Raw genomic sequence first — 17,694 nt, forward strand, 5'->3', positions numbered from 1 at the left:
AGCCGCTCCGAAATACATCGGGGCGGCTTTACTTTTTTAGCTGCTTCTTCTGAAGCTATAACTTATACTTTTTAAGCTTATTTTGCTACCGTTCTTTCAATTTCGCGGAGGTTATCCATCTTCTTGTTGCGCAGGAAACCGTTGATATCTTCGAAGTGCTCGCGGATACGTTTGTTGCCGAACTCGAATACTTTTTCGGCCAGGCCATCCAGGAAATCGCGGTCGTGGGAAACCAGAATTAACGTTCCGTCGAAGGCTTTGAGGGCATCTTTCAGGATGTCCTTAGTTTTGATATCCAAGTGGTTAGTTGGCTCATCGAGAATTAACAGGTTAACTGGTTGCAAAAGCAATTTGATCATGGCCAGACGGGTTCTTTCACCGCCGGAAAGCATTTTCACTTTCTTTTCAACCGTTTCGCCGCTGAACATGAACGCGCCCAGAATATCTTTGATCTTGGTACGCACATCACCTACGGCAATCTGATCGATGGTCTGGAAAACGGTGAGTTCGCCGTCGAGTTTGGCAGCCTGGTCCTGGGCAAAATAACCGATCATGGCGTTGTGGCCCAAAGTCAGTTTTCCGTCGAAATCAATTTCGTTCATAATGGCTTTCACGAACGTAGATTTTCCTTCGCCGTTTTTACCAACCAGTGCAATTTTTTCGCCGCGTTCAATGGTAAGCGAAGCATCTTTGAACACCACGTGGTTGCCATAAGTTTTGCCTAATTCTTCGGCAATAACCGGGTAATTTCCGGAGCGCGGCGCGGGCGGAAATTTCAGACTCAAAGCTGAAGTATCTACTTCATCTACCTCGATCAGCTCCATTTTTTCCAGCATTTTCACGCGGCTTTGCACCTGCAATGTTTTGGAATAAGTGCCTTTAAAACGATCGATAAAGCCCTGAATATCGGCAATTTCTTTCTGCTGGTCGTCGTATTGTTTCTGCTGCTGTTCGCGGCGCTCTTTACGCAATTGCAGGTATTGTGAGTAAGGCACTTTGTAATCGTAGATCCGGCCCATGGTAACTTCTATGGTGCGGTTGGTAATGTTGTCTACGAAGGCTTTATCGTGGGAAATCACGATCACCGCTTTGGCATTATTCACCAGGAAATCTTCAAGCCACTGAATGGATTCGATGTCGAGGTGGTTTGTTGGCTCATCGAGCAGGATCAGGTCGGGTTTCTGCAACAGGATCTTGGCCAGCTCAATACGCATGCGCCAGCCGCCGGAAAATTCGGTGGTCGGCCGGGTAAAATCTTCGCGCATAAAGCCTAAGCCTTTCAGCGTTTTTTCAACTTCGGCATCGTAGTTTATTTCTTCAATGGAATAGTATTTTTCACCCAGCTCCGAAACTTCCTCGATCAGTTTGTAATAATCATCAGAATCGTAATCAGTGCGGGTTTCGAGCTGGGCGTTCAGTTCGTCCATGCGCTTTTTCATGTCCAGCACTTTGGCAAAGGCCTTACTGGCTTCCTCAAAAACGGTGCAGTTATCGTCGGTAAGCAAATGCTGCGGCAGGTAGGCAATTACGGCATCTTTGGGCGCAGAAATTTTACCGCGCGTAGGTTTTCCAACCCCGGCAATAATTTTGAGCAAAGTCGATTTTCCGGCGCCGTTCTTCCCCATAAGGGCAATGCGGTCGGTTTCGTTAATGTTAAAAGCAATGTTGCTGAAAAGGGCCGAACCGTTAAATTCAACCGTTACACCGTCTACTGAAATCATGTCTTTTGTGAATAAGCGCGCAAAGATACTACATAATTTCCCCGTTTGCCGCAGAATTTGCATCTGGCTTTTGCAGGGAATCAGGAGGCAAACATGAAAGCGGGGTTGTTTAGTTCGGTAAGGAGTTTTTTGCTTGAAAAGCATAGCGTTTTTTTGCTGTCATCTTGATGTGAGGAGAGGTCTCTTCGGAATGGTAGAAATGTTTGCTATTAAGTTTTCAGGCTGAAAAGCATACCATTCCTGTCATTCTGAGCGTTAGCGAAGGACCTCATCGGCGGTAAGTAGTTTTTTAACTAAAAAGGATAGCGTTTTTATAGCCAACTCTTAACTTTTATAGTTTGCTTTTCTCCCTCAAGCCGGGCGGCTTCGTTTCTGCGTTCGCGTCTGCAACTCTTCCTTGCCGCATGCGGCTTTTCTTACGAAACCGGAAAGTGCGGAGGCCGCGCACGCAGAAACTGGTGTCAGTTTTCCTTCGTAGTGAGCTTCTTTTTAGTTTAGCTTTCGAGCTAACGTGATTTTCAGGTAACGCTGCGCTGGCGGAATGTGTAAATTCAGGAATTGAAACAATCGTAGGAAAAGCCCCCCTCCTTTTCAAGGAGGGGTTAGGGGTGGTTAAATCTATTAATCCTTAAATCTGGCGAATCCTAATTCAGACAACTGATAATCCTGACTTTCTCAAATCCATAAAACATCTTCAACCAATAGTCTTCATATTACAGATCTATTTCCTGCACATCGCCGGCTCTTAAAGTGTGCATTTTGCCGCGGAAGTTGAGGCATATTTCGTTTTTCCAGTCGGGGTCTGCAGCTACTACCAGCTTTTGCTGCGTTAGTTTTACAGATAACCAGTTGCCGAGGTATTTCAGGCGAAGTTCGAGGTAGTAGATCTTATCGGGCAAAACGGGATTTAGCAGCAGTTCGTGATTACTCATTACCAGGCCGGTAAAGCAACGCTGAACTAAGTCTACAGAACCGGCCATGGCTCCCAGGTGTATTCCTTCTGAAGTGGTCCCTCCTTGTATATCCTCGATGTCGCTGAGCAATGCCGTCTGAAAATCGCCCCAGCAGCGTTTGCGGTTAGACCTGGCCAGCACCCAGGAATATACAATTTTACTAAGAGTGGAGCCGTGCGTAGTGCGCTTTTCGTAATAAATAATGTTGGCGAAAATGTGTTCAGGTTTAAAATCGTAGCCTAAACGGGTAAAAATATCGAGCAGTTTTTCGGTGGAAAAAAGGTAGAACAACATTAATACATCGGCTTGTTTGCTGGCTTTATAACGGTTAATATCCAGTCCTTCTTTCTCCAGTATCCGGTCCAGGCGCAGCATTTTGCCTTCCGTTTCACGGTATTTTCTTATATCCAGTTCCTGCAACGCTTCATACCCTTCGAACTGGCTTATAACCTGTTTGGTATGGTTAATGAACGGAATAAACATCTGCCGGCTTATCTGCTCCCAACGTTCGAGTTCTGCTGCTGAAATTTTAAGCTTTTCAAAAAGTTCGGCCTGGCGCTTTTCTCCTATAATTTCAGACAACTGCAAAGCCACATCCAGCACCCAAACGGCCATAAAATTAGTGTAAGCATTATTGTTCAGGCCGGGCGTTTCAGCATCAGGGTAACGGGTATGATATTCATCCGGGCCGACCACGCCTTTAATTTCGAAACGCTGTTTTTCTTCGCTCCAACTAGCCAGGCTGGCCCAGAAAAGCGCAATCTCAAAGATCATTTCCGCCCCATATAAATTCAGAAATTCGCTGTTGCCGGTAGTTTGAAAATAGTGCCATACATTGTAAGCCACTGCTGCATTGATGTGCCGCTGCAAATAGGTATCGTCGGGCAGCCAGTTTCCGGATTTCGGGTTTAAGTGAATAACCTGGCTTTCTTCCCGGCCGTTGCTGCCGCTCTGCCACGGAAACATGGCACCGCGGTAACCGGCTCCGCGGGCAGCAAAACGGGCTTCGGGCAAACGGCGGTAACGGTACATTAAAAGTTCGCGGGCCAGTTCGGGTAAGCGTAAATTCAGGAAGGAAAAAATAAAAAGCTCATCCCAGAAAATATGCCCGCGATACGCTTCGCCGTGCCAACCCCGCGCCGGAATACCTACGTCCAGATCGGCGGTGTGCAGCGAAACGGTTTGTAGCAAATGAAAAATATGCAGCCGCAGAATTTGCTGGGTACGGTCGTTGGTGGCCACAACCAGATCGCAGCGGTGCCAGAGGTGCTGCCAGGCCAGGCTGTGCGCGGCAAGTAATTCTGAAAAATCGGGTGCATGTTCCACGGCCCTGCGGGCTTCCAACAGCGGTTCTGAAATGGCAAAATCGCGGGACGTGTAGAGTACCACTACCTTTTCAATTCTTACCGTTTTCTGGTTTTCGCAGGGAATCTGGAAGGCGTGGGCTACATAATTTGCGCGCTGCTCCAGGGCGTAAAGCGGAGATTGTGCAGGAAATTCGCTGTAAAACCGGGTGCGGGCAACCTGCGCCATACTTATCTCCGACTGATTGGTGCGGGCTTCGAGGTAAATATAATGCTGCGTTTCGTCGTTGCCGGTAGCGGTAATTTCGAGGTGCTGATCGTTGAGGGCCTGGTAGCGGGCCACGCCTTTATTTTTAACCGTACCATCCAGCGCGGAACAAATTTCGATAATGCCGGACCAGTTTTCGGGAGTTAATTCCCATTGCAAGGCCGCGATATGCGGTTGTGCCATACTTACCAGCCGCGTACTTTTCAGGGAAGTTTCCCTACCGTTTTGATCTCGGAAACGCAGATGTCGGTGCAAAGTACCGTTCTTCAGATCGAGTTCCTTCCGGAAATAAATAATGGTAACTTCTGCCAGCCCGAACCAGTTTTCGTTGGGGTGCCGAAAATTGAGCGAAAGCCAGTTTGGCCAGTTTACCAGGTCTTCGTTCTCTATCGTTCTTCCGGCAACTTCCGAACGCAAGCGGTTATAGCCGCCGGCCAGGTACGTTCCGGGGTAGTGCACGCCATCGGCGCTGCTTTCTTCGGCGGCGCCGCGGGCAGCAAAATAGCCGTTTCCGAGCGTACAAAGGGCTTCGCGGTGCGCCTGTTCTTCGGGCAACCAGTTTTCGTAAACAATTTTCCAGTTATCAGTTTCCATACCTGGCGGGCAAATGTCTGCTTGTTTTACTCATCTGCCGGGAATTGGGTTATTACCAGGTCGGCGCCAAGTTCCAAAAGTTCTTTTCCTGCGGAAGCATCTTTGCGGTTTACGCCCACTACCAGACCGAATTTACCGGCTTTTCCGGCTTGTACGCCGGCCCGTGCATCTTCAAAAACGGCAGCTTCTGTAGTCTGAACGTTCAATGCTTTGGCAGCTTCCAGGAAAATATCGGGTTCGGGTTTGGTTTTTAAAAGGCGGTTCTCAGCTTCTATGCCATCCAGTTGCACTTCGAAAAGCGTTTCCAGTCCAGCAATTCTCAGCACTTCACGGCAATTTTTACTCGCCGAAATTATAGCGATCCGGAAACCTTCTGCGCGTTTTTGTTTTATCCAGGCTACGGTATCTTCATAAACATCAACGCCCTGGCGCATGATTTCCTGGTAATAGGCGTTCTTTTGGTTTCCTAATCCCCAGATGGTTTGGTTTTCAAAAGTATCTTCCGGTTTGCCCAGTGGAATTTTGAGGTTGCGGGAAGCTAAAAAATTGCGGATGCCTTCGGTGCGGGAAATGCCATCGAGGTAGCGCGGATAATCGTTTTCGATATTGAAAGGTGCCTGACTTTTTCCGGTATTTTGGGTAGCGTTTTGCAGAAATTCGTCAAACATTTTTTTCCAGGCGGCGGCGTGCAGTTTTGCGGTTTGCGTTACTACGCCATCCAGGTCGAAAATAAGGGCGCGGATGTGGCGTTGGCGGAGCAGTTCATTTAAATCGGGTGCAGCAGTTTTTTCGCTTGGGAGCATAGCGTTTTTCCGGGAAGTTTTACTTTGGAATACTACTGCCGTAGTTTTTAGTTATCCGGCTCAAAACCATAGCGTTTTTTAAACGGAAGTATTGAAAGCAGCTAATAATAAGAAATATTCTTTCGGATAAATGCCGGATTCTGCAATATTAGCGTTGAAGTGTTTTCAGCTTTCGGAAAATGACCGACTTTTTCAGGGCAAAAGCATACCGTTTTTAAATTTTCAGCATGACGCCAAAGGATGAAACAAAACCCGCAAAAAGGCTGCATGCAAGCAAATAATACGTAATTTAGAACCAGAAAGGCGCGGCGGCAGTGGTTACAAGCAGAACAAACAAACGGAAAAAACTGTGGCGGAGAAAACTCATGTTTTTTCTGAATATTGTGGCTGCATCGCTGCTGTTGGTTTCGGTTCTGGCTTCGTACGTGAGCCCGGCCGTGGCCTGGATCATTGCCTTGTTCGGTATTGCGTACCCGTATATTCTGGTGCTCAATATTCTGTTTCTGCTTTACTGGCTGATTATTCGCGACAAGGCTTTTCTGCTGTCGCTGGCCATAATTTTACTGGGTTATTCCAACCTGAAAAACCAGCTGCAACTCGACCTGCATGCCAAACCTAAACTCGATCCGGAAAAAGCTTTCAAGGTTCTGAGCTTCAATACGCGTCTTTTCGATCTATATGAATGGTCGAAAAAAACGGATACGAAAAAGCGCATTTTTGAACTGATACAGGCCGAAGATCCGGAAATTCTGTGCATCCAGGAGTTTTATACTTCCAGCACGCGGCCCGGTTTCGATAACCTGGAAACGCTGAAAAACATCCGCAAAAAGCCTTTTGTGCACATGGCTTATACCGATACCAAACGCGGCAGCGACTTTTGGGGCATCGCCACTTTCAGCAATTTTCCCATCGTTCGGAAAGGCAATATTCTATTCAACGAAACCACCAATAACCTTTGCATTTACACCGACATTAAAATAAACGACGATACGATCCGGATATATAACGCGCATTTCCAGAGCAACCGGCTGCAGCGCGAAGATTATGAATTTCTGGGCAACCCGAAGAACAAAAAGGAAAAATGGTTGGCTTCCCGCAATATTCTATACCGCATAAAAACCGGCAGCATAAAACGTTCTAAACAAGTAGATGTAGTAGCTGCGCACATCGAAAATTCGCCTTACCCGGTAATTCTGTGCGGCGATTTTAACGATCCGCCTTCTTCTTACACCTACAACCGCCTCCGGAATAATTTAAAAGATGCTTTTGAAGAAAGCGGCCGCGGTTTTGGCAACACGTATAATGGCCTGATCCCGCTTTTGCGCATCGATTATATTCTGCACGATAAAAAGCTGAAAAGCGCCGATTTTAAAGTGATGGAAGAAGACTTATCCGACCATTATCCGCTTTCGTGCCGGCTGCAATTAACCGGTAAGTAAACGGCAATTTCAAATTGAGTTTTTCAGGCGAAAAGCATAGCGTTTTTCAGAAGTTTACAGCCACTTTTTACGCTTAAAATACCACAGAAAAGTCATGGAAGAGGCTACCATTAATATAAGCGCAAACGGATAACCGGCCACCCATTCGAGCTCGGGCATTACTTTAAAATTCATGCCGTAAATGCTGGCAATGAGCGTAGGCGGCATAAAAACCACCGTTACTACCGTAAAGATCTTAATAACCTGGTTTTGCTCAATATTCACCAAACCCAAAAACGTATTCTGCAGATACTCAAGCCTTTCGAAACTAAACTGAGCGTGCTGCAAAAGTGAGTTAATATCTTTTATGATAATGCGCAGGCGGTCTTTTTCGGGTTCAGCAACAGAAAAACTCCGCAGCAGCGACGAAACCAAACGCTGTTTATCGACAATACTATCGCGGATCTGGATGGTATTTTCCTGAAGTTCGGTGATCCGGATCAGCACTTCTTCCTCAATAGATTGTTCCTTCACCAGTTTTTTACTCACGTTGTTGGTGGTGCGGGTCAGGAACTCGATAAAGTCGGCGTCGAAATCGATCTGGGTTTCGAGCAGCAGCAGCCAGATCTGAATAGCTTTGGTGGTGGTGCTCTTAAAGGTTTTCATTTTGCGCACCGTTTCGGCAAAGGCTTTCATTTCGGTGCGGCGCAGCGTGAACAGAATACCATCTTTCAGAATAAAAGAGATCTGGCGCGTTTCGTAGTTGCCTTTGTCTAAAACCACAAACGCCGAGTTGGCTTCAAAACCGGTGCTGTCTTCGAAATAACGCGAACTGCTTTCAATTTCGGCAGCTTCCTGGGGAGTGAAAAACTCGATGCCAAATTCCTGTTCAACGCGTTGTAATTCTGCTTCGGAAGGCGCCTGCAGATCGATCCAGATGGTATTTTTGCCCGCAGCCGGCCGTAAAGTTTCGGGATCTTTTTCCCAGTGCAGCTCGTCGTTCTGGAGGTAAAAACTTCTGATCATGGCCCAACGGTATAGATTTGGTAAGAAAAAGTGCTTGCCTGTTCACGAAAAACCAGTAGCCAGGGTTGCCCGAAGATTATAATTGCAAACTTATGGTTTTTCGCGGCAGGGTTTTCAGGAAAATTCAGCTAAAGCTATACTTTCCTGCATTTCTTAGCTTTTACGCCTCCGTCAGCAATTCGCCAACGTGTTTCCGGATATTGTGGCAGATCTGATCGATGGGCAAATCGTTTTCATCTGAGCCAAACGGGTTTTCAATTTCTTCGGCAATAAGCTCTAAACTGGCCAGCGCATACATAATTAAAACCACCACCGGAATAATAAAATAACCCAGGCTAAACACCCAGCCGAACGGCAAAGTGATGACGTAGAGAAACACGAACTTCTTAATAAAAACGCTGTAGGTAAACGGAATGGGCGTATTTTTAATGCGTTCGCAAGCGCCACAAACGTCGGTCAGCGATTTTACTTCTTCGTTCAGTAATAATAATTGCGCCGCCGAAATTTTACCTTCAAGATGCAGATCACTTACTTTCTGAAAAATGGCCGCCGCCAGTTGGTTCGGAAAATGTTTGTCGCGTTTCAGATCCAAAACCGAATCAATCTCGTGGAAATCTTCGTTTTCGCGCAGCAGATTTTTCAGCGCAAAAGCATAATTCGGGATCATTTGCCGGAAAAACCTGCGGTCGTTCTCTTCGGGCAGAAATGCGCGGATCTTAATGGCCAGGTTGCGCGCGCTGTTGGTTAAACTACCCCAGATCTTGCGCCCTTCCCACCAGCGGTCGTAAGCCGTATTGGTGCGAAAAACCAGCAGCAACGAAATTACAAAACCCAGCACGGTGTGCATTAGGCCCAGATTTTTAACATTATCGGCCACGTCTTTTTCCAGGAAATTGGTTTCCAGGTAAGCAATTAAACCCGCATACACACTCACAGCCAGCATTAAAGGCAGGAGTTTCCGGAACGTATCGGCTTTGGTTACGCGGAATATGAAAATGAACCAGTCTTTGGGGTTGTAATTGATCATCGGGCACAGCAAAAAGCGGCTACGAAATTACAGATTTCTTTTTTCTGAATTTCCGGAAATAAAAAAACCTCACAAAACTTTACGTGTTGTGAGGTTTGCAAAAATGCTGTATAAAAACGCTATGGTTTCAGGCCGAAAAACTAAACTACGCTTTCGAACTGACGCAGGAAACGCACATCATTTTCGGTAAATAAACGCAGGTCTTTGATCTGGTATTTCAGCATGGTAATGCGCTCAATGCCCATACCAAACGCAAAGCCAGAAAATTTATCCGGATCGATCTTAGAGCTTTCCATAACCGCCGGATCGATCATGCCGCAACCGCCAATTTCTACCCAGCCGCTGTGTTTACAGATGTTGCAGCCTTCGCCTTTGCAAATGAGGCAGGTAATATCTACTTCGGCGCTTGGCTCCGTGAACGGGAAAAACGACGGCCGGAAACGGATCTGCGTATGCGCCCCGAACATTTCTTTGGCGAAGTGATAAATGGTTTGTTTCAGATCGGCGAAGCTTACGTCTTTATCTATAAAAATGCCTTCTACCTGGTGGAACATGCAATGCGCGCGCGCCGAAATGGCTTCGTTGCGGAAAACGCGGCCCGGCATAATGGTACGGATGGGCGGTTGGTTGTTTTCCATTACGCGCACCTGCACTGTAGAAGTATGCGTTCTCAACAGATAATCGGGGTTTTTCTGCACAAAGAAGGTGTCCTGCATTTCGCGGGCCGGGTGGTTTTCCGGGAAGTTCAAGGCCGTAAAGTTGTGCCAGTCGTCTTCAATTTCCGGACCTTCGGAAACATTAAACCCGATACGGGCAAAAATGCGGATGATCTCTTCGCGCACCAAAGAAAGCGGATGGCGGGTGCCCAGCGTGTTTGGAACCGGAGGAAGCGTAAAATCGATGTTCAGTTTTTCGGAAGAAGGTTGCGAACCGGCCAATTGTTCCTGGGCTTCGTCGAAACGCTGCTGCGCCAGTTGCTTTAAACCATTCAGTTGCTGCCCAACGAGTTTTTTCTCCTCATTCGGTACCGTTTTCATCCCTTCGAACAGATCGGCAATATGACCTTTACGGCCCATGTATGCGATCCGGAATTCTTCGAGCTGCGCGGGATTTTCTATTACAAAAGCGCGGATTTCCTGCGCTACCTGTTCAATCTTCTCTTTCATAAGGTTGCAAAGATACGGATTTTAGGATTTGTAAATTTGAAGATTTGGTGATTTGAGAACGATTTCAGCTGTTCTTCCTTTCCCTGACTTTTCCGGCCTGAAAGCATATCGTTTTTTCGCTCTTAAAAGGTAAATTCAGGGGAGGACCTTTTGTCTGAACTTTGATTCTTTTAATTTTTGTGATGGCAATGATTTTATGCTGGAATGCACGCGGACAGATCAAGCCCTGTTCCTACTGCAGGTAAAAAACTCTCCGCCTAGACAGAAGGGGTTGGGGGGGGTGGTTTCTCACATTATCTGATCAAAATCCTGAAAATCCCAAAATCCCGAAATCCTGATTCAGACAAAACGTAGGGTCATAAAATTTTACCCGCATTTCAACCGGCCAAATCTACCGTTCAACGGAATAAGTTTGAACAAAAAAGGCGCAATGAAGAAGTTTGCATCGCTGAAATTCTGCTCCGGCTTGCAAACTTCAGCCGGCAAAAACAGGATTATCCGAACCAAAACAGGCTTTTTTATGGAAATTCGACTAAACGCGCCTGCTAGTAAAATTATTTCGAATGGAAACTTTCGAAACCAAAAACGTTTCCATAGTTTTGCGCCGGAATTACAAAAACGGATGGAATTAAAAGATAAAATTCTGGCTGTAGCCTTCGAAATGTTCCTGAAACGCGGCATCCGCAGCGTCTCGATGGATGACATTGCGCAGGAAATGGCTATCTCTAAAAAAACGATCTACAAATGGTATGAAAACAAAGATGCGATTGTATTTGCTGCCATTGAAAACTACCTGAAAGTTACCGAAGAACGCTGCAATTGCTTTGCCGAGCAATCTGCCAATGCCATAGACGAGCTTTTCCAGACCATGGATATGCTGCGGCAAATGTTCGGCGGCATACACCCCTCGGTTATTTTCGATATCCAGAAATTTCACCCGAAAACCTGGCAGCTGATCGAAAAACATAAATCCAGCTTCCTGCTTTCTAAAATAATCAACAACATGAACCGCGGCATAAAAGAAAGCCTGTACCGCGCCGACCTGGATGTTGAAATAATAAGCCGCCTGCGCCTGGCCCAGATCGGGATCGTTTTTAACAATGAAACTTTTCCGCCTTCGCAATTCAATCAGCAGCGCGTGCAGGTTGCCTGCCTGGAACATTATATGCTGGGCATTGCCACGCTTAAAGGCCACAAACTGATCAATAAATATAAACACGTTACCGAAGAAGAATAATAACCGCACATTTATGAAAACTATAAGTAAACTTTTTCTGCTGGTTTTGTTGAGCGCGTTCAACGTTTCGGCAAGCCAGGCCCAGAATACCCCGCAAGCCTTTAGCCTGAAGCAAGCTGTAGATTACGCCCTCCAGAACCAGGAACGCCTTAAAATTGCCCAGAACGAAACTAAAATTGCCAACGCTAAAATTGGTGAGATCCGGGCTATTGGTTTGCCGCAGGTTAATATTGGCGCAGAAGTTGGCAATAACTTTATTCCGCAAAGCACCTTTTTACCTGCCGAAATTTTTGGTGGCCCGGCCGGTGAATTCCTTCCGGTTGAGTTTACGCCGAAATTTACCGGTAGCGCTGCCATTTCCGCCAGCCAGCTGTTATTTAATGGTTCTTACTTAATCGGTTTAAAGGCAGCTTCTACGTATTCTCAACTTTCGGCCAAGCAGTTGGTTCAAACCGAGATCCAGACTACGGAGCAGGTTACCAAAGCTTATTATACCGTTTTGGTAAGTCACGCCCGCCGCGAATTACTGGATGCCAACTTAAGCCGCCTGGATACTTTGCTAAAGCAAACCAAAGAAATGCATAAGAATGGTTTTGTAGAGAAACTGGACGTTGACCGCCTGACAGTTACTTACAATAACCTGAAAATTGAACAGCAGAAAACAGACCGCCTTATCGAGCTAAGCGAAACGTTGCTGAAATTCCAGATGGGAATGAACCAGCAGGAAGCTATTACGCTAACCGATAAACTGGACAATGTGGAAGTGGACATGAACAAGGTGAATACTAAAGATTTCAACTACGCTAACCGGATCGAATATGCTATCCTGGAAACGCAACGCGATCTGGCCACCCTCGATATCCGCAATATAAAGGCCGGCTATTACCCGAGCCTGGCTTTGAATGCCCGGTATGGCGGCAATATGGCAAACAACCTGTTCAGTGCTGTTACCAAACCGGATAACTGGTTGAGCTTTGGTTATGTGGGCATTGGCCTGCAGATCCCGGTTTTCGATGGCTTAAGCAAAAGCTACCAAACCCAACAAGCTAAACTGCGCCTTGAAAATGCCAACCACGGCCTGAACCTGACCAAACAGAGCATCGACCTACAACTGAATTCTTCATCTACGAATCTTACCAACGCACTGCAGCAGTTAGAATCGCAGAAGCAGAACATGGCGCTGGCCGAAGACATTGCCCGCGTAGCCAAAATCAAATTTCAGGAAGGTGTAGGTTCTAACCTGGAAGTAGTGAACGCCGAAACCGACCTTCGTACTGCCCAAACCAATTACTACGCAGCTCTATTCGATGCGCTTATTGCGAAAGTAGATCTGGATGTAGCTACCGGCACACTGGTTCAGAAGTAATTCAAAACGCTATCTAAAACACTTAAAAAAGTAAAACCGCAACTCCCTATAAAATGAAAAATCCAATTACCATACTTTCCCTGGCACTTTTAGTAAGCTTTACTGCCTGCAACAGCGATGGCGGCGGCGATAAAACAGCCCAACTGGAAAAACTAAAAAAAGAACAAGCAGAAATTGAAGCTAAAATTGCCACACTGGAAGGCGAACTGAAAGTTGCCGGCAAAGGTGCTGAATTAACTGAAAAAGCAGTGCCGGTTGGCGTGATCACGGTAAAGCCGGAAAATTTCAAGCACTATTTAGAAGTGCAGGGCAAAGTAGATTTCGAGCAGAACGTAATGGTGAGCGCCAGAGTACCGGGCGTGCTAACCAGCCTGCGCGTAAACCGCGGCGACCGGGTTTCCAAAGGCCAGATCCTGGCTACCATCGATGCTTCGGTTTTAGACCTAAACATTGCTGAACTGAAGTCGAGCGTAGATTTAGCCAGAACGGTATACAACAAGCAGAAAAATCTCTGGGATCAGAAAATTGGTACTGAAATTCAGTTTTTAACGGCTAAAAACAACAAAGAAAGCCTGGAAAGCAAACTGAAAACCCTGGAGGAACAACGCGATCAGTACAATATTAAAGCGCCTATCAGTGGTTTAGTGGACGAAGTATTGCCGAAAAGCGGAGAAGCTGTAGCGCCGGGTGTGGGTATCATTCGCGTAGTAAACCCTGCAGGTACCAAAGTAGTTGCCGAGGTTTCTGAAGCTTATGCCGCCAAGATCAGAAAAGGCGACGAAGCGGTAGTTTTCTTCCCGGATATGAACAAGGAAGTGCCGGCTACGGTGCGCGTGGTTGGTACAGCTATCAACCCAAATTCCCGTGCTTTCACGATTGAGTTAGGCCTGAAAGATACTAAAGGTATTTCGCTGAACCCGAATATGATTGCCGTAGTGAAGATCAACGATTACTCACAGGAAAGCGCTACCGTTTTGCCGCTTAACCTGATCCAGAAAGACGAAAAATCGAGCTACGTGTATGTGGTGGAAGAAAAAGGCGACAAGAAAATTGCCATTCGCCGCACGGTAACTACCGGCCAGAGCTACAAAGATAAAATCGAGATCCTGAGCGGCATTTCGGAGAACGACAAAGTAGTAAGCTCCGGTTACCAAAGCCTGAACGAAGGCCAGCCGGTTTCATTTTAATTAGAAATTAATTATCAATATCTGAGATTACGCAATCAAGAGAGAAAGTCCCCCTTTGGAGGGGGTAGGGGGAGGATTTGTACATTATCTGATTAAATACAATCCTGATAATTCTCCTGTCCTCCCCCTACCCCCTCCAAAGGGGGACCAAATCAGAAATGCGTAAGATCAGTTATTATTTAGAGCTTTATGAAAGAAAAAATAAAAGAATTCTGGCTTACCAGCTGGGCCGTCGATAATAAAACGTCGGTATACGTGATGACGGTGATCATTTCGCTGGCCGGTATTTTCACCTATAATAAACTCCAGAAAGAAAACTTCCCTGATATCGTAATTCCGACCATGATGGTTTCGGCCATTTATCCGGGAACATCGCCTTCGGATATGGAGAACCTTGTAACCCGCCCGATCGAGAAAGAGATCAAGGCGCTGAACGGGGTGAAGAAAGTTACGTCTTCTTCAAACCAGGATTTCACTTTAATTACAGTGGAATTCAACACCGATGTTGATGTAGCCGACGCGAAGCAGAAAACCAAAGATGCGGTAGATAAAGCCCGTCCGGAACTGCCAACCGACCTTTTGGAAGAACCGCGGGTGCAGGAGATCAGCTTCTCCGAAATGCCGATCATGTACGTGAACCTTTCGGGAAATTACAGCGCGGAAAGACTGAAGAAATACGCCGAAGACCTGCAGGATAAAATTGAAGGTCTGCCGGAAATTAACCGCGTAGACATTGTAGGAGCCCTGGATCAGGAAGTGCAGATCAACGTGGATATGTATAAAATGCAGGCCGCCAAGATCAGTTTCCGCGATATTCAGCAGGCCATTGCCATGGAAAACATGACAGTTTCCGGCGGTACCGTAACCGTAGGCGAAATGAAACGGGCCGTGCGCGTGGTTGGACAGTACACCGATCCGAATGAAATTGGCAACATCGTGATTAAGTCAGCGGGTGGCGGCAATATTCCGTTGCGCGAAATTGCAGAAGTGGTAGATGGTTTTAAAGAGCGCGAAAGCTTTGCCCGTTTAGATAACAAGCCGGTAATTACCCTGAACGTGATCAAGCGTTCCGGCGAAAATCTGATCGAAGCGTCGGATAAAATCAACACAATCGTGAAGGAAATGGAAACTTCCCAGCTTCCGAAAGATCTGAAAGTTACCATTACCGGCGATCAATCGAACCAAACGCGTCACACGCTGAATGACCTGATCGGTACCATTATTATCGGTTTCGTGCTGGTAACGTTCATCCTGATGTTTTTTATGGGTACAACCAACGCACTTTTTGTGGGTTTATCGGTACCATTATCCATGTTCTTGGCTTTCTTCTTAATGCCGGTTGTGGGTGGCATCACCGATTCTTCCTTCTCCCTGAACATGATCGTGCTTTTCGCGTTCCTGCTGGCTTTGGGTATTGTGGTAGACGATGCCATTGTGGTAATTGAGAACACACACCGCATTCACCACCAGTACCACTGGAACATTATTAAATCTACGAAAGCGGCCGCCGGCGAAGTATTCGTGCCGGTTTTAGCGGGTACTTTAACTACTGTTGCGCCATTCGTACCACTGCTTTTCTGGCCGGGCATTATCGGGGAATTCATGTTCTACTTGCCAATCACGCTTATCTTAACCCTGATGGCGTCGTTGCTGGTAGCGTTCCTGATCAACCCGATCTTTGCAGTAAGCTTTATGGGTAAAGATGAAAATCCGAACCCGGTGAAAGCCCGCAAAACGTTTGTGTATTCCATGATCGTGCTGGCCGTTTTTGCCGGAATCTGCTACCTGTCCGGCTGGATCGGTTTAGCCAACCTGACTGTATTTATTATGCTTTTCGTGGCACTGAATAAATACGTGTTTACCAAGTGGATCAACGGTTTCCAGAACCGCGTTTTGCCAGCCATGATGAATGGTTACGAGCGCGTGTTGCGTTCATTGCTGAAAGGTTACCGCCCTATCTTTGTAATGATCGGTATGGTAGTTTTATTAATCCTTTCGGTGGTAATTACCGCAATCCGCGCGCCTAAAGTAGATTTCTTCCCGAAAGGCGACCCGAACTTTATTTATACCTACATCGTGCTGCCGGTTGGTACCGACCAGACCGCTACCGATTCCATTACCCGCATTGTGGAGCGGCGCGTTACGAAAGTGGTGGGTGCCGATAACCCGGACGTAGAATCTATTATTTCCAACGTAGCGATTGGCGCCGGCGATCCAAGCCAGCCATCGATCCAGGCCGAATCGCAAAAAGGTAAAGTGAGCGTGGCGTTTAAGGAATTCCAGTACCGTACCGGTCCGGCTACCAGCACCTATCTGAACCAGATCCGCGAAGCCGTGAAAGGTATTCCAGGGGCGGAAATTGTGGTGGAGCAGGAGCAAAATGGTCCACCGGTTGGTAAGCCAATTTCCATCGAAGTTTCCGGCGAAGATTATCCTGGATTGATCAAGCTTTCGAACCGCGTAGAGCGCTACATCGATTCATTGCAGATTGCCGGTATTGAAGATCTGCGTTCGAATTTAGAAGACAGCAACCCGGAACTTACTGTTTCTATTGACCGGGTACGTGCGAACCGCGAAGGCTTGAGCACTGCCCAGATTGGTTCAGAGCTCCGGACCGCGATCTACGGCGTAGAAGCCAGCAAATTCAAACGCAACGAAGACGAATACCCGATCCAGATCCGTTACGCCGAGCCTTACCGCAAAAACATCGACGCGCTGATGGATATGCGCATTACGTTCCGCGATATGAATACAGGCCAGGTGCGTCAAGTACCAATTTCTTCGGTAGCAAAAATTGAATACAATACCACGTATGGTGGTATTCAGCGGAAAAACCTGAAGCGCGTAATTACTATTGGTTCGAACGTTTTGGCCGGCTACAACGCAAACGAAGTGGTTGGAAACATCAACAAAGCCCTGAAGAAATTCGATACGCCGGAAGGTTTCGAAATTAAAATGGGCGGTGAGCAAGAAGACCAGAAAGAAACCGGCGACTTCCTCGGAATGGCTTTATTGGCTTCTTTGGGCCTGATCTTCTTAATTCTGGTTACGCAGTTCAACTCCGTTTCCAAGCCGGTTATCATTCTTTCCGAAATCATTTTCAGTATCATCGGAGTGCTTTTAGGGTTCTCAATCTTCGGCATGAATATTTCGGTAGTAATGACGGGTATCGGTATTATTGCGCTGGCGGGTATTGTGGTGAAAAACGGTATCCTGCTGGTTGAATTTACTGACCACCTGCGCAGCGAAGGCCTGGAACTGAAAGAAGCGATCGTGATGGGCGGTAAAACCCGTCTGAACCCGGTAATTCTTACCGCAACAGCCGCGATTTTAGGTCTTATTCCGCTGGCAATTGGTTTGAACATCAACTTCTTTACCTTGTTCAGCGAACTTGACCCACACATGTTCGTGGGTGGCGAAAGTGCAGTATTCTGGGGACCTTTGGCCTGGACGATCATTTTTGGTCTGGCTTTTGCAACCTTCCTTACCTTATTGGTTGTTCCAGTAATGTACTTATTGAACGAGAAGCTGAAAAATAAAATTTCCGGCAATAAAAATCGTTCTGAAATTGAAGGAAAACACTTGCACGGTACGCCGGTAAATGTGAAAGAATTAACTGTTTAA

At 46.7% G+C, this 17,694-nt stretch carries 11 protein-coding genes; 5 read left to right on the top strand and 6 right to left on the bottom strand.

The annotated features are described in order from the left end of the window. Window positions 1–77: 77 nt before the first annotated feature. The 3 genes from ACFPIB_RS11395 to ACFPIB_RS11405 form a co-directional block, all read right to left on the bottom strand. Window positions 78–1,721 (bottom strand): ABC-F family ATP-binding cassette domain-containing protein, encoded by a 1,644-nt coding sequence (locus ACFPIB_RS11395; RefSeq protein ID WP_378017585.1) that lies wholly within the window; start codon window positions 1,719–1,721, stop codon window positions 78–80. 713 nt (window positions 1,722–2,434) lie between these two features. Further along, on the bottom strand, window positions 2,435–4,840 hold the full coding sequence (locus ACFPIB_RS11400; RefSeq protein ID WP_378017586.1) for a glycoside hydrolase family 65 protein: 2,406 nt from the start codon (window positions 4,838–4,840) through the stop codon (window positions 2,435–2,437). A 26-nt stretch (window positions 4,841–4,866) separates the two neighbouring features. Beyond that, a complete protein-coding gene (locus tag ACFPIB_RS11405) occupies window positions 4,867–5,643 on the bottom strand; it encodes an HAD family hydrolase (protein WP_378017587.1) in 777 nt (258 codons plus the stop codon). Between the two features lie 365 nt (window positions 5,644–6,008). Here ACFPIB_RS11405 and ACFPIB_RS11410 point away from each other — a divergent pair, with 365 nt between their 5' ends. After that, on the top strand, window positions 6,009–7,082 hold the full coding sequence (locus tag ACFPIB_RS11410; RefSeq protein ID WP_378017588.1) for an endonuclease/exonuclease/phosphatase family protein: 1,074 nt from the start codon (window positions 6,009–6,011) through the stop codon (window positions 7,080–7,082). A gap of 54 nt (window positions 7,083–7,136) precedes the next feature. Here ACFPIB_RS11410 and corA read toward each other — a convergent pair whose 3' ends face one another. From corA to pheS, 3 genes are all read right to left on the bottom strand, one after another. Continuing rightward, window positions 7,137–8,087, bottom strand: a complete 951-nt coding sequence (gene corA, locus ACFPIB_RS11415; RefSeq protein ID WP_378017589.1) for a magnesium/cobalt transporter CorA — start codon at window positions 8,085–8,087, stop codon at window positions 7,137–7,139. A gap of 160 nt (window positions 8,088–8,247) precedes the next feature. Next, the gene (locus ACFPIB_RS11420; protein ID WP_378017590.1) at window positions 8,248–9,114 is read right to left on the bottom strand and encodes a bestrophin family protein; all 867 of its coding nucleotides are present in this window, start codon (window positions 9,112–9,114) and stop codon (window positions 8,248–8,250) included. A 140-nt stretch (window positions 9,115–9,254) separates the two neighbouring features. Next, complete coding sequence (pheS, locus tag ACFPIB_RS11425; RefSeq protein ID WP_378017591.1) at window positions 9,255–10,280, bottom strand: phenylalanine--tRNA ligase subunit alpha; 1,026 nt, start codon at window positions 10,278–10,280, stop codon at window positions 9,255–9,257. Window positions 10,281–10,800: 520 nt separating this feature from the next. On the opposite strand from pheS, the gene ACFPIB_RS11430 reads away from it, so the two are divergent. From ACFPIB_RS11430 to ACFPIB_RS11445, 4 genes are all read left to right on the top strand, one after another. After that, entirely contained in the window at window positions 10,801–11,517 is a 717-nt protein-coding gene (locus tag ACFPIB_RS11430; protein WP_378017592.1) for a TetR/AcrR family transcriptional regulator, read from the top strand. 13 nt (window positions 11,518–11,530) lie between these two features. Continuing rightward, window positions 11,531–12,883, top strand: coding sequence for a TolC family protein (locus ACFPIB_RS11435; RefSeq protein WP_378017593.1), 1,353 nt, complete (start codon window positions 11,531–11,533; stop codon window positions 12,881–12,883). 53 nt (window positions 12,884–12,936) lie between these two features. Then, window positions 12,937–14,070: an efflux RND transporter periplasmic adaptor subunit gene (locus tag ACFPIB_RS11440; protein WP_378017594.1), complete on the top strand. Its 1,134-nt coding sequence runs from the start codon at window positions 12,937–12,939 to the stop codon at window positions 14,068–14,070. Between the two features lie 189 nt (window positions 14,071–14,259). Continuing rightward, the gene (locus tag ACFPIB_RS11445; RefSeq protein WP_378017595.1) at window positions 14,260–17,694 is read left to right on the top strand and encodes an efflux RND transporter permease subunit; all 3,435 of its coding nucleotides are present in this window, start codon (window positions 14,260–14,262) and stop codon (window positions 17,692–17,694) included.

It is taken from the genome of Adhaeribacter terreus (genome assembly GCF_042657365.1).
In the GTDB taxonomy this organism is placed as follows: Bacteria; Bacteroidota; Bacteroidia; order Cytophagales; family Hymenobacteraceae; genus Adhaeribacter_A; species Adhaeribacter_A terreus.

Coding starts and splice junctions, on each gene's coding strand:
- ACFPIB_RS11435 (WP_378017593.1), top strand. CDS start 11,531: ATGAAAACTATAAGTAAACTTTTTCTGCTGGTTTTGTTGAGCGCGTTC.
- corA (WP_378017589.1), bottom strand. CDS start 8,087: ATGATCAGAAGTTTTTACCTCCAGAACGACGAGCTGCACTGGGAAAAA.
- ACFPIB_RS11420 (WP_378017590.1), bottom strand. CDS start 9,114: ATGATCAATTACAACCCCAAAGACTGGTTCATTTTCATATTCCGCGTA.
- ACFPIB_RS11440 (WP_378017594.1), top strand. CDS start 12,937: ATGAAAAATCCAATTACCATACTTTCCCTGGCACTTTTAGTAAGCTTT.
- ACFPIB_RS11410 (WP_378017588.1), top strand. CDS start 6,009: ATGTTTTTTCTGAATATTGTGGCTGCATCGCTGCTGTTGGTTTCGGTT.
- pheS (WP_378017591.1), bottom strand. CDS start 10,280: ATGAAAGAGAAGATTGAACAGGTAGCGCAGGAAATCCGCGCTTTTGTA.
- ACFPIB_RS11400 (WP_378017586.1), bottom strand. CDS start 4,840: ATGGAAACTGATAACTGGAAAATTGTTTACGAAAACTGGTTGCCCGAA.
- ACFPIB_RS11430 (WP_378017592.1), top strand. CDS start 10,801: ATGGAAATTCGACTAAACGCGCCTGCTAGTAAAATTATTTCGAATGGA.
- ACFPIB_RS11405 (WP_378017587.1), bottom strand. CDS start 5,643: ATGCTCCCAAGCGAAAAAACTGCTGCACCCGATTTAAATGAACTGCTC.
- ACFPIB_RS11395 (WP_378017585.1), bottom strand. CDS start 1,721: ATGATTTCAGTAGACGGTGTAACGGTTGAATTTAACGGTTCGGCCCTT.
- ACFPIB_RS11445 (WP_378017595.1), top strand. CDS start 14,260: ATGAAAGAAAAAATAAAAGAATTCTGGCTTACCAGCTGGGCCGTCGAT.